This is a genomic window from Pseudomonas sp. SWRI22 (assembly GCF_014268395.2).
Classification (GTDB): domain Bacteria; phylum Pseudomonadota; class Gammaproteobacteria; order Pseudomonadales; family Pseudomonadaceae; genus Aquipseudomonas; species Aquipseudomonas paracarnis.
The window spans coordinates 1357532-1382027 of the sequence record NZ_JABWQK020000001.1; the positions used below are offsets into that span (position 1 = coordinate 1357532).

Annotated in this window: 22 protein-coding genes; 12 read left to right on the forward strand and 10 right to left on the reverse strand. The window is 60.4% G+C overall.

Translation table 11 applies throughout. From position 1 onward, the window contains the following. Window positions 1-13: 13 nt before the first annotated feature. The 5 genes from pcaF to pcaR all read right to left on the reverse strand — a co-directional run bounded on the left by pcaF (window position 14) and on the right by pcaR (window position 5426). The gene (pcaF, locus tag HU730_RS05905) at window positions 14-1216 is read right to left on the reverse strand and encodes a 3-oxoadipyl-CoA thiolase (RefSeq protein ID WP_173647467.1); all 1203 of its coding nucleotides are present in this window, start codon (window positions 1214-1216) and stop codon (window positions 14-16) included. Continuing rightward, complete coding sequence (locus HU730_RS05910; RefSeq protein WP_034125965.1) at window positions 1213-1992, reverse strand: CoA-transferase subunit beta; 780 nt, start codon at window positions 1990-1992, stop codon at window positions 1213-1215. Before HU730_RS05910 ends, pcaF begins: the two co-directional genes overlap by 4 nt. Beyond that, on the reverse strand, window positions 1992-2849 hold the full coding sequence (locus tag HU730_RS05915) for a CoA transferase subunit A (protein ID WP_003189300.1): 858 nt from the start codon (window positions 2847-2849) through the stop codon (window positions 1992-1994). Before HU730_RS05915 ends, HU730_RS05910 begins: the two co-directional genes overlap by 1 nt. A 248-nt stretch (window positions 2850-3097) precedes the next feature. After that, window positions 3098-4438, reverse strand: coding sequence for an MFS transporter (locus HU730_RS05920; protein ID WP_186526576.1), 1341 nt, complete (start codon window positions 4436-4438; stop codon window positions 3098-3100). A 145-nt stretch (window positions 4439-4583) separates the two neighbouring features. Continuing rightward, window positions 4584-5426: a pca regulon transcriptional regulator PcaR gene (pcaR, locus tag HU730_RS05925; protein ID WP_003189296.1), complete on the reverse strand. Its 843-nt coding sequence runs from the start codon at window positions 5424-5426 to the stop codon at window positions 4584-4586. A 561-nt stretch (window positions 5427-5987) separates the two neighbouring features. Here pcaR and HU730_RS05930 point away from each other — a divergent pair. After that, window positions 5988-6188 (forward strand): hypothetical protein, encoded by a 201-nt coding sequence (locus HU730_RS05930; protein WP_003189295.1) that lies wholly within the window; start codon window positions 5988-5990, stop codon window positions 6186-6188. Window positions 6189-6503: 315 nt separating this feature from the next. Further along, window positions 6504-7979: an inorganic phosphate transporter gene (locus tag HU730_RS05935; RefSeq protein WP_003189291.1), complete on the forward strand. Its 1476-nt coding sequence runs from the start codon at window positions 6504-6506 to the stop codon at window positions 7977-7979. A gap of 234 nt (window positions 7980-8213) precedes the next feature. Here HU730_RS05935 and ccoM read toward each other — a convergent pair whose 3' ends face one another. Together ccoM and HU730_RS05940 are read right to left on the reverse strand one after the other, a co-directional pair. Continuing rightward, window positions 8214-8330 (reverse strand): cytochrome c oxidase subunit CcoM, encoded by a 117-nt coding sequence (gene ccoM, locus HU730_RS26885; protein ID WP_019817835.1) that lies wholly within the window; start codon window positions 8328-8330, stop codon window positions 8214-8216. Between the two features lie 143 nt (window positions 8331-8473). Then, window positions 8474-8635 carry a hypothetical protein gene (locus tag HU730_RS05940; protein WP_005785860.1) on the reverse strand — a complete coding sequence of 54 codons (162 nt, stop codon included), beginning with the start codon at window positions 8633-8635 and terminating at the stop codon, window positions 8474-8476. 133 nt (window positions 8636-8768) lie between these two features. On the opposite strand from HU730_RS05940, the gene HU730_RS05945 reads away from it, so the two are divergent. The 3 genes from HU730_RS05945 (at window position 8769) to HU730_RS05955 (ending at window position 11381) form a co-directional block, all read left to right on the forward strand. Continuing rightward, window positions 8769-9641 carry a LysR substrate-binding domain-containing protein gene (locus HU730_RS05945; RefSeq protein ID WP_057975633.1) on the forward strand — a complete coding sequence of 291 codons (873 nt, stop codon included), beginning with the start codon at window positions 8769-8771 and terminating at the stop codon, window positions 9639-9641. Window positions 9642-9732: 91 nt separating this feature from the next. Next, window positions 9733-10203 carry a RidA family protein gene (locus HU730_RS05950; RefSeq protein ID WP_034125962.1) on the forward strand — a complete coding sequence of 157 codons (471 nt, stop codon included), beginning with the start codon at window positions 9733-9735 and terminating at the stop codon, window positions 10201-10203. Beyond that, window positions 10200-11381 carry an aminotransferase class V-fold PLP-dependent enzyme gene (locus HU730_RS05955; protein ID WP_186526575.1) on the forward strand — a complete coding sequence of 394 codons (1182 nt, stop codon included), beginning with the start codon at window positions 10200-10202 and terminating at the stop codon, window positions 11379-11381. Before HU730_RS05950 ends, HU730_RS05955 begins: the two co-directional genes overlap by 4 nt. On the opposite strand, the gene HU730_RS05960 is transcribed toward HU730_RS05955, so the two are convergent. Further along, window positions 11378-11719, reverse strand: a complete 342-nt coding sequence (locus HU730_RS05960) for a hypothetical protein (protein ID WP_014717286.1) — start codon at window positions 11717-11719, stop codon at window positions 11378-11380. The genes HU730_RS05955 and HU730_RS05960 overlap by 4 nt on opposite strands. 219 nt (window positions 11720-11938) lie before the next feature. Between HU730_RS05960 and rapA the strand changes: the two genes are divergently transcribed. Next, window positions 11939-14785, forward strand: a complete 2847-nt coding sequence (rapA, locus tag HU730_RS05965) for an RNA polymerase-associated protein RapA (protein ID WP_034125960.1) — start codon at window positions 11939-11941, stop codon at window positions 14783-14785. A gap of 175 nt (window positions 14786-14960) precedes the next feature. Here the strand turns inward: rapA and HU730_RS05970 are convergent, their stop codons facing one another. Further along, on the reverse strand, window positions 14961-16307 hold the full coding sequence (locus tag HU730_RS05970; protein WP_186526574.1) for an MFS transporter: 1347 nt from the start codon (window positions 16305-16307) through the stop codon (window positions 14961-14963). 253 nt (window positions 16308-16560) lie between these two features. On the opposite strand from HU730_RS05970, the gene HU730_RS05975 reads away from it, so the two are divergent. Both HU730_RS05975 and HU730_RS05980 read left to right on the forward strand, forming a co-directional pair. Further along, window positions 16561-16929, forward strand: a complete 369-nt coding sequence (locus HU730_RS05975; protein WP_057975629.1) for a YkgJ family cysteine cluster protein — start codon at window positions 16561-16563, stop codon at window positions 16927-16929. A gap of 139 nt (window positions 16930-17068) precedes the next feature. After that, entirely contained in the window at window positions 17069-19330 is a 2262-nt protein-coding gene (locus HU730_RS05980; RefSeq protein ID WP_057975628.1) for an EAL domain-containing protein, read from the forward strand. Between the two features lie 228 nt (window positions 19331-19558). Here the strand turns inward: HU730_RS05980 and HU730_RS05985 are convergent, their stop codons facing one another. Next, window positions 19559-19861 carry a DUF2288 domain-containing protein gene (locus HU730_RS05985; protein WP_034125956.1) on the reverse strand — a complete coding sequence of 101 codons (303 nt, stop codon included), beginning with the start codon at window positions 19859-19861 and terminating at the stop codon, window positions 19559-19561. Window positions 19862-20202: 341 nt separating this feature from the next. Between HU730_RS05985 and HU730_RS05990 the strand changes: the two genes are divergently transcribed. The 4 genes from HU730_RS05990 (at window position 20203) to livG (ending at window position 24495) form a co-directional block, all read left to right on the forward strand. Continuing rightward, entirely contained in the window at window positions 20203-21330 is a 1128-nt protein-coding gene (locus HU730_RS05990) for a branched-chain amino acid ABC transporter substrate-binding protein (RefSeq protein WP_186526573.1), read from the forward strand. Between the two features lie 227 nt (window positions 21331-21557). Further along, window positions 21558-22481 carry a high-affinity branched-chain amino acid ABC transporter permease LivH gene (gene livH, locus HU730_RS05995; protein ID WP_003193535.1) on the forward strand — a complete coding sequence of 308 codons (924 nt, stop codon included), beginning with the start codon at window positions 21558-21560 and terminating at the stop codon, window positions 22479-22481. Further along, the gene (locus HU730_RS06000) at window positions 22478-23731 is read left to right on the forward strand and encodes a high-affinity branched-chain amino acid ABC transporter permease LivM (RefSeq protein WP_034125955.1); all 1254 of its coding nucleotides are present in this window, start codon (window positions 22478-22480) and stop codon (window positions 23729-23731) included. The genes livH and HU730_RS06000 overlap by 4 nt, the downstream gene beginning before the upstream one ends. Next, window positions 23728-24495: a high-affinity branched-chain amino acid ABC transporter ATP-binding protein LivG gene (gene livG, locus HU730_RS06005; protein WP_186526572.1), complete on the forward strand. Its 768-nt coding sequence runs from the start codon at window positions 23728-23730 to the stop codon at window positions 24493-24495. The genes HU730_RS06000 and livG overlap by 4 nt, the downstream gene beginning before the upstream one ends. Window position 24496 lies beyond the last annotated feature (1 nt).

A 24496-nucleotide genomic window follows, 5' to 3' on the forward strand; every position in this document is an offset into this window, starting at 1 on the left:
CCTCTTTTATTGATCAGACGCGTTCAATCGCCAGGGCCAAGCCTTGGCCGACGCCCACGCACATGGTCGCCAGGCCTTTGCTGCCGCCGGTTTTTTCCAATTGGTGCAGGGCCGTCATCACCAACCGCGCACCACTCATCCCCAAGGGATGGCCGAGGGCAATGGCGCCGCCGTTGGGGTTGACCTGGGGCGCATCGTCCGCAATACCCAGCTCGCGCAGCACCGCCAGGCCTTGGCTGGCGAAGGCTTCGTTGAGTTCGATCACATCAAAGTCGGTGACAGCCAACCCAAGGCGCTCCACCAGTTTGCGCACCGCCGGCACCGGGCCGATGCCCATCACGCGCGGGGCTACACCAGCACTGGCCATGCCCAGCACACGGGCGCGGGCGGTGAGGCCGTGTTGCTTGACGGCCTCGGCGCTGGCGAGGATCAGCGCGGCGGCGCCATCGTTGACGCCCGAGGCATTGCCAGCAGTGACGGTCTTGTCCGCGCCGTTGACCGGCTTGAGCTTGGCCAGGGCTTCCAACGTGGTGTCCCGTGGGTGTTCATCGTGTTCCACCAGGGTTTCGCCTTTTTTATGGGCGACCCGCACCGGAACGATTTCCTCGGCAAAGAACCCGGCGGCCTGGGCAGCGGCGGTGCGTTGCTGGCTGCGCAGGGCGAAAGCGTCCTGGTCGACGCGGGAAACCTGATAGTCATCGGCCACGTTATCGGCCGTCTGCGGCATGGCATCCACGCCGTACTGGGCCTTCATCAGCGGGTTGATAAAGCGCCAGCCAATGGTGGTGTCTTCCAACTTCATGTTGCGCGAGAACGCCGCGTCGGCCTTGCCCATCACAAACGGAGCGCGGGACATCGATTCGACGCCACCGGCAATCGCCAGCTCCATTTCACCACTGGCAATCGCACGAAAAGCGGTGCCGATGGCATCCATGCCCGAGGCGCACAGGCGGTTGAGGGTCACTCCAGGAATACTTTCCGGCAGCCCCGCCAGCAGCAACGCCATGCGTGCCACGTTGCGGTTATCTTCACCTGCCTGGTTGGCGCAGCCGAGGAAGACTTCGTCTACGGCGCTCCAGTCCACCGACGGGTTGCGCTCGATCAGCGCCTTGATCGGCAGCGCCGCCAGGTCGTCGGCACGCACCGTGGACAGGCCACCGCCGAAACGGCCGATAGGTGTGCGAATGGCATCACAGATAAAAACCTCGCGCATCAGGCTTCTCCCGGTGCTTGGCCGTGGGCAGCCGCGGTGCGCGCTTCGAGGTCACGCAGGGCGGTCAGTTCGGTCTCGGTGGGTTCAGCGGTGGTGCTCACCTGGTCGGCAAAGCGAATCGCCCAGCCGGTGGCGGCGATCACTTGCTCGCGGGTTACGCCCGGATGCAGCGCAGTGACCACGAACTCATGACTGCCCTCCTCCGGCTCCATGATGCATAGGTCGGTAATGATGCCTACCGGGCCGGCGCCGGGCAGGCCCAGACGCTTGCGTGAGTCGCCACCTTCGCCGTGCCCCACAGAGGTGATGAAATCGAGTTTGTCGACAAACGAACGGGACGACTGCTTAAGGATGATCAACACGCTCTTGGCCGAACCTGCGATTTCCGGCGCGCCACCGGCACCCGGCAAACGCACTTTGGGCTGGTGATAATCACCGACCACGGTGGTGTTGATATTGCCGAAACGGTCGACCTGGGCCGCGCCGAGAAAACCGACATCAATGCGCCCGCCCTGCAGCCAGTAGCGAAAGATCTCACCGGTGGGCACCACAGTGTCGGCGGTCTCCGCCAGCTCGCCATCACCGATGGACAGCGGCAACACACTGGGCTTGGCCCCAATCGGGCCCGACTCGTAGATCAGCACCACATCCGGCGACGATGTCAGGCGCGCCAGGTTGGCGGCCTTCGATGGCAGGCCGATGCCGACAAAGCACACCGAGCCGTTCTTGAGGCGGCGTGCGGCGGCGACGGTCATCATTTCATTGGTGGAGTAAGCCATTACTTAGCCTCCTGCGCGGTGGCCAGCTTGGCCTGGAATTCACTGAAGTCGGCAGTGCCGTGGATGTATTCGTCGATCCAGGCGGTAAAGGTGCCACGGTCGCGGGCAATCGGGTCCCAAGCCTGGTAGAAACGGTTATCCCGCTCGTTGTAGCCGTGCGCGTAGGACGGATGGGCACCACCGGGTACGTGACACACCGCCGTCAGCGCCCAGGTCGGCAGCACGCAGCTGTTCATCGGCGCATTCAGGTCGTCGACGATTTCCTCGACGGTGACGATGCAGCGCTTGGCCGCCAGGGCCGCTTCCTTCTGCACCCCGAGAATGCCCCAGAGCAGCACGTTGCCTTTGCGGTCGGCTTTCTGCGCATGAATCACGGTAATGTCCGGACGCACCGACGGCACCGCCGCCAGCACTTCGCCGGTGAAGGGGCAGGTGACGGTCTTGATCAGCGGGTTGACCTTGGGCAAGTCGGAACCGGCGTAGGCACGCAACACCGCGAACGGCAGGCCGGAGGCACCGGCGACGTAGGCATTGGCCAGGTCGGCGTGGCTGTGCTCTTCGATCTCCAGCGCTTGCGGCCATTGTTTCTCTACCGCGTCGCGCAGCCGATGCAGGGAACCCACGCCCGGGTTGCCGCCCCAGGAGAAAATCAACTTGCGCGCACAGCCGGCACCGATCAACTGGTCGTAGATCAGGTCAGGCGTCATGCGCACCAACGTCAGGTCTTTCTTGCCCTGACGAATGATTTCATGGCCTGCGGCCGTAGGGATCAGGTGGGTGAAGCCTTCGAGGGCGACGGTATCGCCGTCGTTCACGAAGCGCTTGACCGCATCACGCAGGGTGAGGATTTCAGCCATGGGGTTGGGCTCCCGGTGTTGATCGAAAAAGGCGCTGAAGTGGCGCCGAAGTGCTTGAAGATTAAGCCGGGGAAATGGGCCGAACAATCCGATAATCGACTGAGTGTTCGATTATCGAACCGATTGTTACTTAACTAACCATCGTAAGGAACAGGGTCAATGTGGGAGCTGGCTTGCCTGCGATGGCGCGAGTGGATTCAGCACCGCTATCGCAGGCAAGCCAGCTCCCACAGGGGTAGTGATCGGTTTCAGGTGGCATCGGCATGGCTGACCATACCCTTGATCACCACCGCTGCCGTGGCCAATGCCGCCGGTATCACCAATGCGGTGAGCACCTGCTCGAAGTTCCAGCCCAGGCCCAGCAAGGTAGCGCCCATCCACGCCCCCAGAATCGCGCCGAAGCGGCCGATGCCAAGCATCCACGACACCCCGGTGGCACGGCCCTGGGTGGGATAGAAACGCGCCGCCAGCGACGGCATTGCCGATTGCGCACCGTTGACGCACATCCCGGCGACCAGCACCAAGGTGGCCAACAACGTGATGTTGCCCAGACTCTGCCCCACCGCGTAGGCAAACACCCCGGCCAGCAAATAGAAAGTGCCGATCACTTTGTGCGGGTTGAACCGGTCCATCGCCCAGCCCACGCCCACCGCGCTCAATACCCCACCAAACTGGAACAGCGCGCCGATAAACGCGGCCTGCTCCATGCTCGCGCCACTGTCGCGCATCAAGGTGGGGAGCCAACTGGTCAGCAGGTAAACGATCACCAGGCCCATGAAGTACGCGAGCCACAACAGCAACGTGCCAGCGCTGTAGGTGCCCGAGAAGATCACCGCGAACACATTGCGGGCCTTGACGGTTTTTTGCTCCGGTACGCTGAAGTGAGTGGCCTGGGCAACGATGTTTGGCTCGATAGGGGCCAGGGTCTTGCGTACCTTGTCGGTGCCGCGATTGCGTACCACTAGGTAGCGGGCAGACTCCGGTAGCCACACCAACAGCACCACCGCCAGGATCAACGGCAGGATGCCGCCGATCAGCAACAGGCTGTGCCAGCCGAAGGCCGGGATCAGCTTGGCCGAAATAAACCCACCACCGGCCATGCCGAGGTTGAAACCACAGAACATGCTGGTCACCAACAAGGATTTATGCCGCTCGGGGGTGTATTCAGACAACAAGGTGGTGGCATTCGGCATGCCGGCGCCCAGGCCCAGGCCGGTGAGAAAGCGCAGCACCAGCAATTGGTCGACATTGGTGCTGTAGGCCGACGCCAGGCTGAACGCACCAAACACCAACACCGCGCCGACCAGCACGACTTTGCGGCCAAAGCGGTCGGCCAGCGGGCCGGAACCGAGTGCGCCAAACACCATGCCGATCAACGCGGCGCTCATCACCGGGCCGAGGCTGGCGCGGTCGATGCCCCAGTCCTGGGACAGTGCCGGCGCGATAAAGCCCATGGCGGCTGTATCGAGGCCGTCGAGAAAGACAATCAGGAAACACAGGATCACCACGCGCCACTGATAGCGCGAAAGTGGCTGGGTGTTGATAAAGGACTGTACGTCCAGGGTGGTACCGACAGAAGGCTGATTCATTATTTTTATTCCACACCGATGGCGGGCTGACGACCTGGGGCCGTCATTCTTATTGGGCAGCTCCTCAGAGCGCTGCCGCACATTAATAAGCCAAGGGAAACACCGTCAATCGAGCCAGTCGGGATCTGTGCGGTCACCGAACAGCTTAGGCAAACAGCTGCGCACTCAGCTCACGGCTGGCGCTGAGCATGCTCGGTAGAAAGCGCTGCTCCAACTCACTGCGGCTGACCCGACCGGCGTGGGTGCTGACATTCAGCGCGGCCAATACCTGGCCGGACGCGTCATACACCGGCACCGCGATGGAGCGCAGGCCCTGCTCCAGTTCCTGGTCGACAATGCACCAGCCCTGCTGACGCACCTGTTGCAGGCATTCGAATAACGCTTGCGGTGTTGTCAGTGTGCGGCTGGTCTTGGTTTGCAGGTCGGCATGGTCGAGATAATCCTGCAGCGAGGCATCGTCGAGGGCGGCCAGCAGAATGCGACCCATGGACGTGCAATACGCAGGCAGGCGCCCGCCCACCGACAGGTCAACCGAGATCAGGCGCTGGGTGGTGGCGGAACGGGCGATATAGAGGATGTCATCGCCTTCCAGGGTAGCCATGTTGCAGGCTTCATGGAGCTGCTCGCTCATGCGGTCCAGATAAGGCTGTGCCGAAACGGCCAGCGGTGTGGACGACAGATAGGCGTGACCGAGGGTCAGCACCTTGGGCAACAGCGAGTAGGTGCGCCCATCCGTGGTGGCGTAGCCGAGCTTGATCAAGGTGTGCAGGCAACGGCGCACGGCGGCGCGGGGAATTTCGGTGCGGTGGCTGATCTGGGCGATGGTCAGGTGACGCTTGCGCTCCTGGAACGCCTGCACCACGGCCAGGCCACGGGCCAGGGACGTCATGAAATCCGGATCACCGGTGAATGCCTGGATGCGCTTGGCCGGTGAAGCCACGATCGGCGGCGCCACTGATGCAAAGGAGTTGCGCAATTGATCGTTCATTTCAACGGGCCTTCTCTTGTTATCACCACGGGAGGGTTGGCGGCTATTACAAGCCGTGCCGGCCGCCCTGCACAAGTCAACGCCGGTAACATTGGGCGATTATCGGACAACCATGCGATTATCGCAATTTGGCCGGCATGGGTGCAGACCCTGCAGATAACGTTCGAGATTTAGCTGATGTCGCCGAAAAGTGTAGGCATTTACCCTTCTATCAGTATGAATACAGATATGAAGATGACGCTGTTCACAAATACGTCGGCGATATGTAACAAAACCCAAGCACGCCGTTGACGCTTTTTAACTTCATGATGATAGTGTTCTTCAAATGCGCCGCTATAATGCAACCTGTGCAGAGGTCAGCCCGGTATCACTATCGGGAGGGGAGCTCACCAGGCATTGCAGGCTGCACGCAACGCCGGCCACAAGTACTCGCTTAAAAGAACGGCCCTCAGGCCCGTATACCAACTTGAACGGTTCTACTGTTCTATTTGGAATCGCCCCGAGCACGACTTTCAGGCATGACACTGCGCAATCAATAACTCAACTCAATTAGGTAATACTGTGACGAAAGATGAACTGCGCGCGGAACTTGAGCGCCAGGAGCAACGTTACAAGGACGTCTACGGCGGGGAAGTCACCACCTACGCCGCGCAACCTGAGCCGGAACGCAAACCATGGCGCAAACGAGCCAGCCTGCTGGATCAGGCATTTGCCCAGGAAATCCAAAAAATCGAGCAGGAACTCAAGACCGAGGAGCCCTGAGCACTTTGGTCGAGTTCAGCGCCTTGCAGTCGCTGCCGGTCAACCACTGGTTCAGCGGCCGCTGGTCAGTAACCTACAGCCACCCACGAAATTTCATACAAATGTTTCAGGCATGGCATTTTCATGACAAAAGCCCGCCTTCCGCGGCCCGCGCTTTATAAATCAAAGACTTGCCAAAGCCCCGAAAACCCTGGGATACGTGTGTCTTGCCGGTTTTTTTTCCAGGAAGATTGTTACCGATGAGCAGCTAATGCATCGATTACTGATGTTTTCTGGCATAATCGCGCCCCCTTACGACCGGGTCAGAAAACCTTCATGATCGATTTATTCAGCGGACTGGATGCTTGGGTTCTCGTGAGCCTGTTGCTCGCCCTGGCCTTTGTCCTCGCCTTCGAGTTCATCAATGGCTTTCATGACACCGCTAACGCGGTGGCCACAGTCATCTATACCAAAGCCATGCCGCCACACCTGGCCGTGTTCTTCTCCGGGGTGTTCAATTTCCTCGGCGTATTGCTCGGCGGTGTCGGTGTCGCCTACGCCATCGTGCACTTGCTGCCGGTGGAGTTACTGATCAATGTGAACACCGGCCACGGCTTGGCAATGGTCTTCTCGTTGTTGGCGGCGGCGATCACCTGGAACCTGGGCACCTGGTACTTCGGTATCCCCGCCTCCAGCTCCCACACCCTGATCGGCTCGATCCTCGGTGTCGGCCTGGCCAATGCATTGATCAACGACATCCCCCTGGCTGACGGTGTGAACTGGCAGAAGGCCGTGGATATCGGCGCCTCCCTGGTGTTCTCGCCGATGGCGGGCTTCCTGGTCGCCGCCCTGGTGCTGATCGGCCTGAAGTGGTGGCGCCCGCTGTCTAAGATGCACAAGACCCCGGACCAGCGCCGCAAGCTCGACGACAAGAAGCACCCGCCGTTCTGGAACCGCCTGGTCCTGGTGATTTCGGCCATGGCAGTAAGCTTCGTGCACGGCTCCAACGATGGCCAGAAAGGCATCGGCCTGATCATGCTGGTACTGATCGGTATCGTGCCGGCGCAGTTCGTATTGGACCTGGGCAGCACCACTTACCAGATCGAACGTACCCGCGACGCCACCCTGCACCTGAACCAGTTCTACCAGCGCAACCACGAGACCCTCGGTGAGTTCCTGGCCCTGGGCAAAAGCGTGAAGGATGACCTGCCGGGCAAGTTCCGCTGCAACCCGCAGCAGACCGAACCGACGATCAACGCGCTGCTGGGCACCCTCAAGGGCGTCTCGGACTACCACTCGCTGACGGCCGACCACCGCATCGAAGTGCGTCGCTACCTGCTTTGCCTGGATGACACCGCGAAAAAGGTCGGCAAGCTGCCAGGCTTGGACTCCCGTGAGAAGTCAGACCTCGACAAGCTGCGCAAAGACCTGACCGCCACCACCGAGTATGCTCCGTTCTGGGTGATTCTCGCGGTCGCACTGGCTCTGGGCCTGGGCACCATGGTGGGCTGGAAGCGCGTGGTACTGACCATCGGTGAGAAGATCGGCAAGCAAGGCATGACCTATGCCCAGGGCATGTCGGCGCAAATCACCACGGCCACCATGATCGGCTTTGCCAATATCTTCGCCCTGCCAGTGTCCACCACCCACGTCCTGTCTTCTGGCGTGGCGGGCACCATGGTTGCCAACAAAAGCGGCCTGCAAGGTGGCACCGTCAAGACCATCCTGATGGCCTGGGTATTGACCTTGCCAGCGACCGTAGGCCTTTCGGCCGGGTTGTTCTGGTTGGCGTCCAAGGCTTTGGGCAACTGATAGCCAGCCGGCAATAAAAAAGGTGCGATCCGCGAGGATCGCACCTTTTTTTATGCTCGTTCCCACGCTCTGCGTGGGAATGCCGCCACGGACGCTCCGCGTCCCACTCGCGCACGGGTGACGCGCAGCGCCACGGGATGCATTCCCACGCGGAGCGTGGGAACGATCAAGCCAAAAAAAAGGGCGACCGAAGTCGCCCAAAATGCCTTGCGTGCTCATGTAACCCGGAAAGACTTAAGGTTTTTTACGCTTGTTCGCGTCTTTCCAGATAAAAAATCCAAACCCTACAAAAAACAGCACCATGAGGCTAACAGTCAGCACTCCGGCGAAAACCACATTATCGAAAAACATGACCGGCCTCCTGCACTTGCCCTGTTGCGATAGGGCTAAGTTAATGGAGAAGGCGCAGTGGGAAATTGACCAGGATCAATGTCGCCCACAACGGGGCGTAAAGAAGGGGAATAACTGACCTGCATCAATGGATACAGGGCGTTTCAACGCTTTTTCGGCTTGTTCTTGGACTTTTTCTTGGGCTTGCCCAAGGGCATGGCTTGTTCAAAGGCTTGGCGCACTTCATTCAAGCGTTTGTCATTGAGGTCGTGCACGCGCTTGGCACGTTCGGCGTTCAGGTCGATCAGCTTGTCGTCATCACTCATGGCTTGGCTTACGTCGTGGCGGGAATGCCTCAATAATGCGGCCTGCCCCGCCCGACGGCAATTAAGCGGGCGACAAAATGCAGGCCATCGACCAAAATCGGCACTTTCTACCCTGCCCAGGAGGCGCATCCAGGTGGCCTTGCACAACGACCTTCCACCGCTGCTGGCCCTGCGCGCCTTCGAGGCCGTGGCGCGGCACTTGAGTTTTATCAAGGCGGCCAACGAGTTGTCGGTGACCCAAAGCGCGCTGAGCCACCAGGTACATAAGCTCGAACACCACCTGGGCAAACCGTTGTTTATCCGGCGCACTCGTGCGATTGACCTGACGTTGGCCGGGCAAGATTACTACGCGCAAATCCGCCCTGCCCTGGACGCCATCGCCGCTGCGACGCGCAACCAACGGGGTGCGCCCAGCGCCAGTGTGTTGCGTATCGGCTTGCTGGCATCCTTTGCCACGTTATGGCTGGCGCCGCGCCTGGCCGAGTTTCTACGGTGCTACCCGCATATCCAGGTGGAGTTGCTGCCCGCCATTCAACTGGCCAACGTCGCCACGGCCGAGGTTGACCTGGCCATCCGCTACGGCAAGGGCGACTGGCCCGACGTGCGCGCCACACGCCTGATGGCCGAAACCCTGTCACCGGTATGCAGCCCTGGGTTCAAAGCCAGGCAGATCGCCAGGGGCGCGCTGTTGATGGCGACCTCCCACCGCCCTTTCGAGTGGACCGATTGGTCGGCCCATTACCAGGTCAACCTAGATCACCACCCCCGCGTGATGCTGCATGACTACAACATCGTGGTCGAAGCGACCGTGGCCGGCCAGGGGATCGCCATGGGCCGCCATCGCCTGATCGAACGCAGGCTCCAGGACGGCAGCCTGGTAGAGGCCTTTGACTGGCCGCCCTATCACAGCGATATCGGCTATTGGCTGATCGCACCTCAGCGCCCGCTCAGTGAGGCGGCTGAATGCTTCAGCCAGTGGTTGAAGCAGGCGTGTGCCGACGCGTGAGGTTTTTCGATACGTCGGTTGAGATCTATCCGTTTGTCGCCCCTCGCCACCGCCAACATGCTGGAACCTTCTGACACCAGAGGATTTCACCATGACCGATTCAATCCGCCAGCGTGTACACGCCCTCGGCCTGACACTGCCCACGCCCAGCCAACCCGCTGCCAACTACGTCAATCATGTGATCAGCCAACACCAGCTGTTCATCTCGGGACAAATTCCCATGACCGATGGCAAACCCGCCTACATTGGCCGGCTGGGCGATTCTCTCAGCGATGAAGATGGCGCCCAAGCGGCGGAATTGGCGGCGCTGGGCCTGCTGGGGCAATTGAGCGACGCGTTGGGCGATGACCTGTCGCGGGTGGTGCGCATCATGCGCCTGGGCGTGTTCATTGCCAGCAGCGCCGACTTCCAGCGCCAAAGCCTGGTCGCCAATGGCGCTTCGAACCTGCTGGTCAATGCCCTCGGCGACAAGGGCCGGCACGTGCGCACCGCTGTAGGGGTCTGCAGTCTGCCGGCTGGTGTCGCCGTGGAAGTGGACGCCATTTTCGAGCTGCAGCCATGACCCCGCTGCAAGTCCAGCACTTGCGAGAAGCCACGCCCGGTTGCCAGTCCGGCATCGTACACTTCAACCACGCCGGGGCGTCCTTGCCCAGCCAGGCGACGCTCGACGCCATCATCGAACAGCTGCAACGCGAAGCCCGCGACGGCCCGATGGAGGCCGGAGAACAGGGTGCCGTCTTAGTGGAAAATGCCCGCCGAGCCGCCGGCCAACTGCTCAATGCGCCCGCCTCATCGATTGCCTTCGCCAGCAGTGGCTCGACGGCCTGGAGCATGGCCTTCCAGGCGCTGGGGCCATGGCAGCCGGGCGATCGTATTCTAGTGGGGCGCCACGAATGGGGCGGTAACCTGGCGAGCATGGAACTGGCCGTTCAAGCCGGGGCGCGGGTGGAGGTCATCCCGTGCGATGCCAGCGGCGCGGCCTGCCCGGTGGCGTTGGAGGCAATGCTGGATGCCAAGGTGAAGCTGATCGACCTCACCTGGCTGCCGGCCAACGGTGGCTTGATCAACCCGGCCCAGGCCATCGGCGATGTGGCCAGGCGGCATACCATTCCCTACTTCATCGACGCGGGCCAAGCCGTCGGCCAGGTGCCGGTGGATGTGCAAGCGTTGCAGTGCGATGTGCTCAAGTCCGCCGGCCGCAAACACCTGCGCGGGCCTCGCGGTACCGCGCTGCTGTATATCAGGCCGGATTTTCTGCCGCATCTGAACCCGGCCCAACGCGACGTGTTTTCAGCGCCCTGGACCGCCGAAGGCTTCGACCTGCGCAACGACGCCCGGCGCTTTGAAACCAGCGAAGTCTCTTTCGCCCTGCTGGCCGGCCTGGGCAATGCGTTGCAAGAAATCAATCACTTGGGGATTGAGCAAGTATGGCAAAGGGTCTCGAAGACCAGCACGCGAATCCGCGAGGCACTGCGTCAGATACCGGGAATTACCTTGCATGACTTAGGTAGAACGCATTCAGGCTTGATCGCGTTCAACCTGGCCGGCTGGGACAGCTTTGAACTCAAGCAACGCCTGGCCTGCAAGCGCATCAACATCGGCGCCAATGGCGTGGCCTACACCCCGCTGGATATGCAAGCACGTGGGTTGAACAGCATTGCGCGCATCTCCGTCAGCCCGCTCAACACCGATGACGAGATTGAGTTACTGGTGAAGGCGCTGCGCGAACTGAACGATTAAACCTCGATATCCACCCACAGGCCCTGGCGCGGCGCGTCTTCGATCAGCGGCGCCACGGGCACGGTGTTGTCAGCGTTGAGCAAGTCGCCGGGAATCGGCAAATGCTGCTCCGCGTCGTCGTCGGCTTCACGCCGGCGTTTCTGCTGCTCCTGCTGGCGACGCTGCTCTTCGCGCAGCAGAAAGGTCGATTGCTCGGCATCGCCTTTTTTCAGGTCGATCGTGCTCTCGTTGGAGCCCGGTTGAACGGGCACCACCGGCGGAATATCCGGTTTCTGGCGTGCCGGGTCGAGTTGCGACGTGACCGGCACAACACTGACGGGCAGCATGGGTGGCAGCATGATAATTATTCTCCTGATCAACAGGCTGTCGGCGGGTGGCAGGGCGACTTGAGCACCCGCGTGCCAAGCTGTGACTCAGTCGACACTCTCAAGTGCCCGCCACCCGTCGATTCAATTTCCGCCTGCCCGTACAAACAGCGTAGTTTTTGTCAGAGTTCTTGGGCGCCGGGCCGTGTTCCGTTAACATAGTCGGCTTTTTCACGGCGGGAGTCAGGCAGCATGGCGCAGCAGTATCAACCGGGGCAACGCTGGATTAGTGACAGCGAAGCAGAGCTGGGGTTAGGCACCGTTCTGGCACAGGACGGCCGCTTGTTGACCGTGCTCTATCCGGCCACTGGCGACACTCGCCAGTATGCGCTACGGAATGCGCCCCTCACTCGCGTGAGGTTTTCGCCGGGTGACACCATCACCCATTTCGAAGGCTGGAAAATGACCGTACAGGAAGTCGACGACGTCGATGGCCTGCTGGTCTACCACGGCCTCAATGGGCAGAACGAGCAGGTCACCCTGCCAGAAACCCAACTGTCCAACTTCATCCAGTTCCGCCTGGCCAGTGACCGTCTGTTCGCCGGGCAGATCGACCCGCTGGCGTGGTTCTCGCTGCGCTACCACACCCTGGAACACACCAGCCGCCAGTTGCAGTCCTCGCTGTGGGGCCTGGGTGGCGTACGCGCCCAACCGATTGCCCACCAACTGCACATCGCCCGCGAAGTCGCTGACCGTATCGCGCCACGCGTGTTGCTGGCGGACGAAGTGGGGTTGGGCAAGACCATCGAAGCAGGCCTGGTGATCCATCGCCAACTGCTCTCGGGCCGTGCCAACCGCGTACTGATCCTGGTCCCGGAAAACCTGCAGCACCAATGGCTGGTGGAAATGCGCCGCCGCTTCAACCTGCAGGTTGCGCTGTTCGATGAAGAGCGCTTTATCGAAAGCGATGCCACCAACCCGTTCGAAGACACCCAGCTTGCACTCGTTGCGCTGGAATGGCTGGTGGACGACGAGAAGGCCCAGGACGCGCTGTTCGCCGCCGGCTGGGACTTGCTGGTAGTCGACGAAGCCCACCACCTGGTGTGGCACGAAGACAAGGCCAGCGCCGAATACTCGCTGGTCGAACAACTGGCCGAAGTGATTCCTGGCGTGCTGCTGCTGACCGCCACTCCAGAACAACTGGGCCAGGACAGCCATTTTGCGCGCCTGCGCCTGCTGGACCCGAACCGCTTCCACGACCTGCAAGCCTTCCGCGCCGAGAGCGAAAACTATCGCCCGGTGGCCGAAGCCGTGCAGGAGCTGCTGGACAAGGGCCGCCTGTCGCCGACCGCGCACAAGACCATTCAAGGCTTCCTCGGTGACGAAGGTGAAGCCCTGCTCACCGCCGTCAACGATGGCGACACCGAGGCCAGCGCACGCCTGGTGCGTGAACTGCTGGACCGCCACGGCACCGGCCGCGTGCTGTTTCGCAACACCCGTGCTGCGGTGCAAGGCTTCCCCGAGCGCAAGCTGCACGCCTACCCGCTACCGAACCCGGACGAATACCTCGAACTGCCCCTGGGCGAACACGCCGAGCTGTACCCGGAAGTCAGCTTCCAGGCGCAACCGGACATCGAGGAAGAGAACCGCTGGTGGCGTTTCGACCCTCGGGTCGAGTGGCTGATCGACCAGTTGAAAATGCTCAAGCGCACCAAGGTCCTGGTGATCTGCGCCCACGCCGAAACCGCCATGGACCTGGAAGACGCCCTGCGTGTGCGCTCCGGCATCCCGGCCACGGTGTTCCACGAAGGCATGAATATTCTGGAGCGTGACCGCGCCGCTGCCTATTTTGCCGATGAAGAGTTCGGTGCCCAGGTGCTGATCTGCTCGGAAATCGGCAGTGAAGGCCGCAACTTCCAGTTCTCCCATCACCTGGTGCTGTTCGACCTGCCGTCCCACCCCGACCTGCTGGAACAGCGCATCGGGCGCCTGGACCGGATCGGCCAGAAACACGTGATCGAACTGCACGTGCCCTACCTGGAAACCAGCCCGCAAGAGCGCCTGTTCCAGTGGTACCACGAGGCGCTCAATGCCTTCCTCAACACCTGCCCGACCGGCAACGCCTTGCAGCATCAGTTCGGCCCACGCCTGCTGCCCTTGCTGGAAGCCGCCGACGACGGCGAGTGGCAAGCCCTGATCGACGAAGCCCGTGCCGAGCGCGAGCGCCTGGAGCAGGAGCTGCACACCGGTCGCGACCGCTTGCTCGAACTCAATTCAGGCGGCGCTGGCGAAGGCGATGCACTGGTCGAGGACATCCTCGAACAAGACGACCAGTTCGCCCTGCCGATCTATATGGAAACCCTGTTCGACGCATTCGGCATCGACAGCGAAGACCATTCGGAAAACGCGCTGATCCTCAAGCCCAGCGAAAAAATGCTCGACGCCAGCTTCCCCCTGGGCGACGACGAGGGTGTAACCATCACCTACGACCGTAACCAGGCGCTGTCGCGCGAAGACATGCAGTTCATCACCTGGGAGCACCCGATGGTGCAAGGCGGCATGGACCTGGTGCTGTCCGGTTCCATGGGCAACACCGCCGTGGCACTGATCAAGAACAAGGCGCTCAAGCCAGGCACCGTATTGCTTGAACTGCTGTATGTCAGCGAAGTGGTCGCCCCGCGCTCCCTGCAACTGGGTCGCTACCTGCCACCGGCCGCCTTGCGCTGCCTGCTGGATGCCAACGGTAATGACCTGTCGGGCCGCGTGTCGTTCGTAACCTTGAATGACCAGCTGGAAAGCGTGCCACGGGCCAGCGCGAACAAATTCGTACAGGCGCAGCGCGACCAACTCACACCGCGCATCAACGCCGGTGAAGAGAAGATCGCCCCGCGTCACGCCGAGCGTGTAGCCGAAGCCAAGCGTCGCCTGGCGGCAGACACCGACGAAGAGCTGGCGCGCCTGACCGCGCTGCAAGCGGTCAACCCGACCGTACGTGACAGCGAGCTGGTTGCCTTGCGCAACCAGCGCGAGCAAGGCCTGGCCATGCTTGATAAAGCGGCACTGCGACTGGAAGCGATTCGGGTGTTGGTGGCGGGTTGATAATCCGCTGAACGTAAAAGGCCCGCGCAATGCGGGCCTTTTTATTAGCCTTAGAGATCGTTCCCCCGCTCGGCGTGGGAATGCATCATGTGACGCTCTGCGTCACGACTTTTAAGCGGACGCAGAGCGTCCAGAGCGGCGTTCCCACGCAGAGCATGGGAACGATCACTCGGTCTCACGCCGTTGCCGCCGCTGCCGGCACCTCAACCGCACTCAACCCTTCCTTCATCCGCTTGGCATCACGCACAAAACTGCGCGAGGCCTGGAACAGAAACAGCATGGTCAAGAACAACGCCACTGGAATCAGGTACATGGCGTCATGCAAGCCTACCGCTTTATAAGCCTCTGTCATCTGCTGCACCCCAGCCGCATACATCGCTGAATGGGCAAAGTGATCGGACAACGCCCCGACCACCACCGGCCCCATGCCACCGCCGAGCAGATACAGCCCGGCAAAGAACAGCGCCATCGCCGTTGCGCGCAAGCGTGGTTCGACCACGTCCTGGATCGCGGTATACACGCAGGTATAGAAGTTGTAGGCAAACAGCCAGCCCACACTGAACAGCGCGACAAACACCCCGATTTCGACACGCCCGGCATGCAATGCCCAGGCGGTGGTGACCGTGGAGATGATCAAGCTGAAGGCGGCGAACAACAGTCGGCCATTGGCGACCCGCTGATGAATCTTGTCGGCAATCCAGCCCCCCAGCGTCAAGCCCACCAAACCGGTCAGGCCGACGATGACACCCGTCGCGACGGCCGCGTCCTGCAACGGCATGAGGAAATAGCGCTGCAGCATCGGCACCAGGAACGAGTTGCACGCATAGGTGGCAAAGTTAAAGCACAACCCGGCCAGCACCAGCCACAGAAAGGTCGGCACAGCCAGCACGCGACGGATCGGGCGGTCGACGCGCTCTTGGGAGACTTGCACGGTTTCCGCCGCACCACGCTTGGGTTCTTTTATGTAGAACATAAACACCGCAAGGATCAGCCCCGGCACCGCCGCGATAAAGAAGGGCGCGCGCCAGCTGTCGAACGCCTTGACCATCGCACCGATCGTAAAGAACGCCAGCAACAGGCCCAACGGCAGGCCAAGCATGAAAATCCCCATGGCTCGGGCACGGCGGTGGGCGGGAAAGAGGTCGCCAATCAGCGAATTGGCCGCGGGTGCATAGCTGGCTTCGCCGATGCCAATGCCCATGCGTACCAGCAGGAAGGTCCAGAAACTGCCGACCATGCCGTTGACGGCCGTCAGCCCGCTCCAGGCGAACAGGCCCCAACCCATCAACTTGCTGCGTGAACCGGTGTCGGCCAGGCGCCCGAGCGGCAGCCCGGCAATGGCGTAGACGATGGTAAAAGCGGTGCCGATGATACCGAGCTGGAAGTCGCTCAGGTGCCATTCCATGCGGATGGGCTCAATGATGATCGCGGGAATGGTGCGGTCAAAAAAGTTGAACAGGTTAGCGAGGAACAGCAGGAACAGAATGCGCCAGGCATTCGCCGCTTGGGTCGAGTTCTGCATGGGTCCGTCTCTTTTATTGTTATGAGAGCTGCGATGCCCGATGCATCCTGCTCAGGTCATTGCAACATAGTCAGGCTGTCAGTGATTGTCTGTAATGATTCGTAAAGCTGATAGGACATGATTTCACCCAGGCAACAGCGGATTTTGCCCACGAAAATATAAGTGCGTGCCCCTCTTCCCAATGGCGATGGCACGGATAGAATGGCGAGCCTTTCGTAGCACCCTCCTCCTACTTTTCTTATTGATGACGCCCATGTCCGAAGCCAGTCCGTGTCTGAATTGCGGTGCCTGCTGTTCACACTTTCGCGTGTCTTTCTTCTGGGGTGAGTGCGCCTCGTCCGGGGGCACGGTGCCCGATGACCTGGTGGTGCAGATCAACCCCAGCCGCGTGGCGATGATCGGCACCGATCAGAAACCTGCACGGTGCTGCAGCCTTGAAGGTGAAGTCGGACAGGCCACCAGTTGCTCTATTTATGAGCAACGCTCCAGCGTATGCCGTGAGTTCGACTCGTCCTGGAGCCAGGGCGTGCAAAATGTCGATTGCGACGCCGCCCGTGCCGCATTCGGCCTGGCGCCGCTGGAAGCCCCACACTTCGAACTCGACCTGCCCATCAGCGCTTAGCACCAAACGCTATGGAAGGCATGTCAAAATAATTTGAGATCAAAACGCCATTACTCATGGCAAATCTTCGGAGACTTCTATACTCGATCTCATCGGTCATCGCCTCTGGCAGTGACATGGCTCTATGACGGGATACGCTATGGAATGGCTGGGGCAGCACTTTTTTACCGACCTTCCAGACAGTGGGCATTTATTACTCAATTGCAGTCATAACCCCTTTCTGGTGCTACTGGCGTACCTGGTCGCCTGCGCGGCGGGCTTCGGTACGCTGGACATGGCCGAACGTGTGGGCCATGTCGAAGACCCCACCGCCCGCCGCCATTGGCGCTGGCTGGGCGCGGGTTGCCTGGCAGGCGGAATCTGGTCGACCCATTTCATCAGCATGCTGGCGTTCCAGGCCCCCATCGCCATTCACTACGAATTGATCATGACGTTCGCCTCGCTGCTGATCGCCCTGATCGCCTCGCTGCTCGCCATGCAGACCCTCAGTCATACCCACCTGCGCTTTCATCAGTACCTGGTGGCTTCGGTGTGGATGGGACTGGGTATCGCGCTGATGCACTACGTGGGCATGTCGGCCATGCGCTCCCAGGCCCAGGTGTACTTCGAAACACGGCTGTTCCTGGCCTCGGTGGCGATTGCCATCGGCGCCAGCCTGGCGGCATTGTTGCTGTCCAGCTACCTGCGCAACGGAGCCGGCGTGTTTCACCAGTTGCTCAAATACGCCGCCAGCCTGGTGCTGGGAGCCGGGATCCTGAGCATGCATTTCACCGGCATGGCGGCCATGCAAATGCTGGTGCCCGCTGGCGCGGATCTTTCATTGCCGGTGGATGGCAGTCCGATTCAACTGGGGTTGTCGGTGGCGGTAATTACCTTGCTGGTGATCGGCAGTAGTGTCAGCGCAGCCCTGGCAGATAAAAAGCTGCAGCACAAAGAGCGGGACCTGCGCCGGGTCAATGCGCTGCTCAGCGAACTCGACCAGGCCCGCGCTTCACTGCAACAAGTGGCCCACTTCGATGCACTGACCAGCCTGCTCAACCGCCGTGGTTTCAATCAGATCTTCGCGGAAAAGGTTGCGGAAAAAACCCGAAGCCAAGGCATGCTGGCGGTAATCTTTCTCGACATTGATCACTTCAAGCGCATCAATGACAGCCTTGGCCACGATGCGGGCGACCAGTTGCTCACGGTGCTGGCCGGGCATATCAAGGGCTCGATACGCAGCCATGAAGATGTAGTGGCACGCTTTGGCGGCGATGAATTCTGCATTCTGATCACTATTCATCACCGCGACGAAGCCCGGCAGATGGCCCAGCGCATCATGCAGAAGATGAAAGAGCCCATCGAGCTGGCTGGCCGGCGCATGGTGATGACCACCAGCATCGGCATCAGCCTGTTTCCCGAGGACGGCCACACCTGCGAAGAGCTGCTGAAGACTGCCGACCTGGCGCTGTACCAATCCAAGGACGCCGGGCGCAACAGCTTGCACTTCTTCAGCTCCAACCTGAAAACACGCGCCTTCCTTGAGCTGCAACTGGAGGAAGAACTGCGCGCCGCCTTGCGTACGCGCAACCAGCTGGTGCTGTTTTATCAGCCGATCTTCGACATGAAGCTGGGAAAGGTCACGCGCCTGGAAGCCCTGGTGCGCTGGCAACACCCCCAGCACGGACTCCTGGCTCCGGACCGCTTTATCGGCATTGCCGAGAACAACGGGCTGATCGCCGAGCTGGACCACTGGGTATTGCGCCAGGCCTGTCACGACCTGAGCCTGTTGTCTGACCGGGGCTACACCGAGTTGATCATGGCGGTGAACTGCTCGGCGTTGAACCTGGCGCGTGACGAACTGGCCGATGAAATCGAAGACGCCCTGCGCTTCGCCGGCATAGGCACCAACCGACTTGAACTGGAAGTCACTGAAAATGCACTGATGGGCAACATCAGCAGCACCCTGGCACTGTTGCGGCAAATTCGCGCCCTGGGTGTGTCACTGGCCATCGATGACTTCGGCACTGGCTATTCGTCGCTGGCTTATCTCAAGCGCTTGCCGCTCAACACCTTGAAGATCGACCGCTCGTTTATCCAGGACATTCCCAAATCCACCGCAGACAGTGAAATCGTCCAGGCGGTTATCGGCATGGCCCACACCCTGCACTTGCAGGTGGTTACCGAAGGCGTGGAAACCCAGGCACAGTTCGAGTTGCTGCTCAAGCATGGCTGTGACTACATCCAGGGCTACCTGCTCAGCCCGGCGGTGCCTTTCAATGACATCATCGGCGTGATGCAGGGGATTGCCATGCGCAACCCGCTATACCCGCTCAGCGTGGAGAACAACGACGCTCCACAGCCAAAAGACCCGGCGCCAGGGCGTATCGGCCCGCCGTCTATTGTCAGGCCGATTCGCTGAGACCCAGGCACGGGGAGTGGTGGTGTAATCGCTGCTTCTCTTCACGCCGGGTCATACCTGGAAACAATTGCGCCACTCATTCCTTCGGACCTCAACTGTTCCCGTGACGCTTACGTCACCCTCGGCTGTGACCTTTCTCTACGGCAAGGTGCCATCACGCGTTCAGCGGTTACTCGGCTACACACTTCAGCGCGTGAAAAATACGCACCTTTTTCGTGCGCGCCATTCTTATGCTGCCCTTTCCTGGATCAGGATCCATGGCGAGACCACCACTGCCCATAAGCTTGGATCCCGTTCGACCAGGTCCAATGCCCGCGTCGCAGACACCTCGCCAAGGGTGCCTGCAGCCAGCCAGGCGGCGACTTTGTCACGGTTGTCTTCGGCCATTCCTTCGGCGGCCTCGATCAAATCCAGGCCGGCATCGACCCACAATAGGGCACCCTTGGCAAAGAACGGTTCAAGCTCCTTCCAGGAAATTTCGGCGGTTTCACCGAGCAGCTTGGCATAGAGGGTGCTTGGTTCTTGCGTCATGGGAATTCACCTGAGTAGAAAATCGGCGCAATCATAGCCCCGTCGCTCAGGCAGAAAAACCCAGTAGCAAATGAAGTAGCGATTGAAACTGCCAGGAAAGCCAAGGAATGCCTTGAAAGCTGTTAGCAGCCCGGCGCAATTCTGTCTTTTTCTTTCACTTAAGCGACATACCCAGGTTTTGCCCCCAGCTGCCAGCTTTTCAAGCGATCAACCGGCGCTCTACACTGTACCGGTACAGTTGCCAGGGCAATGCCGGGGGGATATCCGCGATATCTGATCCGGTTCTGCAGCTCACAAGGCCGCTAGAACTATAAAAAATACAACAGTAAGAGTGGAGCACTATGAATAAGGCTACTAAGCAGATTTCCAAACTGTTTGCCGCTATGGTCCTGGCTGGGGTTGCCGGCCATTCGTTCGCAGCCGACACCATCAAGATCGGCATCGCCGGTCCCAAGACCGGTCCGGTGACGCAATACGGCGACATGCAATTCATGGGTGCCAAGCAAGCCATCAAAGACATCAACGCCAAGGGCGGCGTAGACGGCAAGATGCTTGAGGCCAAGGAATACGACGACGCTTGCGATCCAAAACAAGCCGTGGCCGTTGCCAACAAAGTGGTCAATGATGGCGTCAGGTTCGTCGTCGGCCACCTCTGCTCCAGCTCCACTCAGCCAGCGTCGGATATCTATGAAGACGAAGGCGTCATCATGATTACCCCAGCCGCCACCAGCCCGGAAATCACCTCCCGTGGCTACAAGCTGATTTTCCGCACCATCGGCCTGGACAGCGCGCAAGGCCCAGCGGCCGGCAACTACATCGCCGACCACGTGAAGCCGAAAATCGTTGCCGTCCTGCACGACAAGCAGCAATACGGTGAAGGTATTGCCAGCGCCGTGAAGAAGACCCTTGAAGAAAAAGGCACCAAGGTTGCCGTCTTCGAAGGCCTGAACGCCGGTGACAAAGACTTCTCCTCGATCATCCAGAAACTCAAGCAAGCCAACGTCGACTTCGTCTACTACGGCGGTTACCACCCTGAGCTGGGCCTGATCCTGCGCCAAGCCAAGGAAAAAGGCCTGAACGCCAAATTCATGGGCCCAGAGGGCGTGGGTAACGACTCTATCTCGCAAATCGCCCAGGGCGCTTCCGAAGGCCTGCTGGTGACCCTGCCGAAATCCTTCGACACCGACCCTGCCAACAAAGCCATCGTTGAAGAGTTCGCCAAGAACAAACAGGACCCAACCGGTCCGTTCGTATTCCCGGCGTACTCGGCAGTTGAAGTCATCGCCGGCGGTATCGCTGCCGCGAAGAGCGAAGACACCGCCAAAGTGGCCGAGGCCATCCACGCGGGTACCTTCAAGACCCCTACCGGCGATCTGAGCTTCGACGCCAAGGGCGACCTGAAGGACTTCAAGTTCGTGGTCTACGAATGGCACTTCGGTAAACCAAAAACCGAAGTCTCCCCTCAGTAAGCCAGGCGTTACTGGTCAACAAGCCCACTGTGCAAGCAGTGGGCTTTGTTTTACGAGGTTTATGGGCCATGTCACCCGCGATCCGGGCGCTGGCTCACCTGAAAATCTTAAAACCGTCACCAGCGGTTCGCTGGCAAACGCTTCGTGCAACCTGGTCACAGAACAGGGCACCGAGCCGGAAATGACTCCACCAGTGAAATGCGTATCGGGTTTTTAGGAGCGCTGTAATGCCTGAGATCTATCATTTTTTCCAACAGCTGGTTAATGGCCTGACCATTGGCAGCACCTATGCCTTGATAGCCATTGGCTACACAATGGTTTACGGCATCATTGGAATGATCAACTTCGCCCATGGCGAGGTGTACATGATTGGTTCCTACGTGGCCTTTATCGCCCTTGCCGGGCTGGCCATGATGGGGATCCACTCCCTGCCGCTATTGATGACCGCTGCGTTCCTGGCGTCGATCATCGTAACCAGTGCCTATGGCTACAGCATCGAGCGGGTTGCCTACCGTCCCCTGCGGGGCAGCAACCGTTTGATCCCGCTGATTTCCGCGATCGGCATGTCGATTTTCCTGCAGAACACCGTATTGCTGTCCCAGGACTCCAAGGACAAGTCCATTCCCAACCTGATTCCGGGGAGCATCTCCTTCGGCCCGGGTGGCGCACAAGAAGTGCTGATTTCGTACATGCAGATTCTGGTTTTCGTGGTCACCCTGGTGGCCATGCTGGGCCTGACGCTGTTCATCTCCCGCTCCCGTCTGGGGCGCGCCTGCCGGGCCTGCGCCGAAGACATCAAGATGGCCAACCTGCTGGGCATCAACACCAACAACATCATCGCCCTGACCTTCGTCATTGGTGCTGCGCTGGCGGCCGTGGCGGCCGTGTTGCTGAGCATGCAATACGGCGTGATCAACCCCAACGCCGGTTTCCTGGTGGGCCTCAAGGCCTTTACCGCTGCGGTATTGGGCGGCATCGGCAGCATTCCGGGCGCCATGCTCGGCGGGCTGGTGCTGGGTGTGGCCGAAGCCTTTGGCGCCGATATCTTCGGTGACCAGTACAAGGACGTCGTCGCGTTCGGCCTGTTGGTTCTGGTGTTGTTGTTCCGTCCGACCGGCATCCTGGGCCGTCCGGAGGTTGAGAAAGTATGAGCAGATATCTTAAATCGGCGTTTTTCAGCGCCTTGCTGGTGTGGGCCGTGGCCTTCCCGGTACTCGGCCTCAAGCTGAGCATTGTCGGCATCAACCTGGAAGTGCACGGCACCGGGCCTGTGACCCTGACCGTCATCGCCCTGTGTTCGGTGCTGATGTTCCTGCGTGTACTGTTCACCCAGCAGGTGGGTGCCTTGTTCAAGGGCAACCGTGGCCCGTTGGTGTCGCCCAAGGTCAGCCAATTTCTGACCCTGCCGCGCACCCAGCGCTACATCATCATCGGGTTGATCATCGCGGCGCTGATCTGGCCGTTCTTCGGCTCGCGCGGCGCGGTCGACATTGCCACGCTGATCCTGATCTACGTGTTGCTGGGCCTGGGCCTGAACATCGTGGTGGGCCTGGCAGGCTTGCTCGACCTGGGTTATGTGGGCTTCTACGCCGTGGGTGCCTATACCTACGCGCTGCTCTCGCATTACCTGGGCTGGAGCTTCTGGATCTGCCTGCCATTGGCGGGTATGGCGGCGGCGACGTTCGGCTTCCTGCTGGGCTTCCCGGTGCTGCGCCTGCGCGGTGACTACCTGGCCATCGTGACCCTGGGGTTCGGGGAAATCATTCGCCTGTTCCTGCGTAACCTCACCGATATCACCGGTGGCCCCAACGGTATCAGCAGCATTCCCAAGCCGACGTTCTTCGGGCTGTCGTTCGACCGCACTGCCGCCGAAGGCATGCAGACTTTCCACGAGTACTTCGGGATTGCCTACAACCCGGTGAGCAAAGTGGTGTTCCTGTACCTGGTGGCACTGTTGCTGGCATTGGCGGCCTTGTTCGTGATCAACCGCCTGCTGCGCATGCCCATCGGCCGTGCGTGGGAAGCACTACGCGAAGATGAAATCGCCTGCCGTGCCCTGGGCCTGAACCCAACCATCATCAAGCTTTCCGCATTCACCCTGGGCGCTGCATTCGCCGGTTTTGCCGGCAGCTTCTTCGCCGCTCGCCAAGGCCTGGTGACGCCGGAATCGTTCACCTTTATCGAGTCGGCGATCATTCTCGCCATCGTGGTATTGGGTGGCATGGGCTCGCAACTGGGCGTGATCCTGGCGGCCATCGTGATGATCCTGCTGCCGGAAATGATGCGTGAGTTCAGCGAATACCGCATGTTGATGTTCGGCGCCATGATGGTGCTGATGATGATCTGGCGCCCTCAAGGCCTGCTGCCCATGCAACGTCCACACATGGAGCTGCGCAAATGAGCCGCGAGATCCTGAAAGTCGAAAACCTGAGCATGCGCTTCGGCGGTTTGCTGGCGGTCAATGGCGTGGCCCTGACCGTCAAAGAGAAACAAGTGGTAGCGCTGATCGGCCCCAACGGCGCCGGCAAGACCACGGTGTTCAACTGCCTCACCGGTTTCTACAAGCCGAGCGGTGGCAGCATCCTGCTGGACGGCCAACCCATACAGGGCCTGGCCGGCCACGAAATCGCCCGCAAAGGCGTGGTGCGTACCTTCCAGAACGTGCGGTTGTTCAAAGACATGACGGCGGTCGAGAACCTGTTGATCGCCCAGCACCGTCACTTGAACACCAACTTCTTCGCTGGCCTGTTCAAGACCCCGGCGTTCCGCAAGAGCGAACGCGAGGCTATGGAATACGCGGCGTACTGGCTGGACAAGGTCAACCTGACCGAGTTCGCCAACCGCCCGGCAGGCACCCTCGCCTACGGCCAGCAACGTCGCCTGGAAATCGCCCGCTGCATGATGACCCGCCCGCGCATCCTGATGCTCGACGAACCTGCCGCGGGCCTGAACCCCAAGGAAACCGAAGACCTCAAGGCGCTGATCAGTTTGCTGCGTGAGGAAAACAACGCCACGGTGCTGTTGATCGAACACGACATGAAACTGGTCATGAGCATCTCCGACCATATCGTGGTGATCAACCAGGGCACGCCGCTGGCCAACGGGACGCCGGAGCAGATCCGCGACAATCCTGAAGTGATCAAAGCCTACTTGGGGGAAGCGTAAA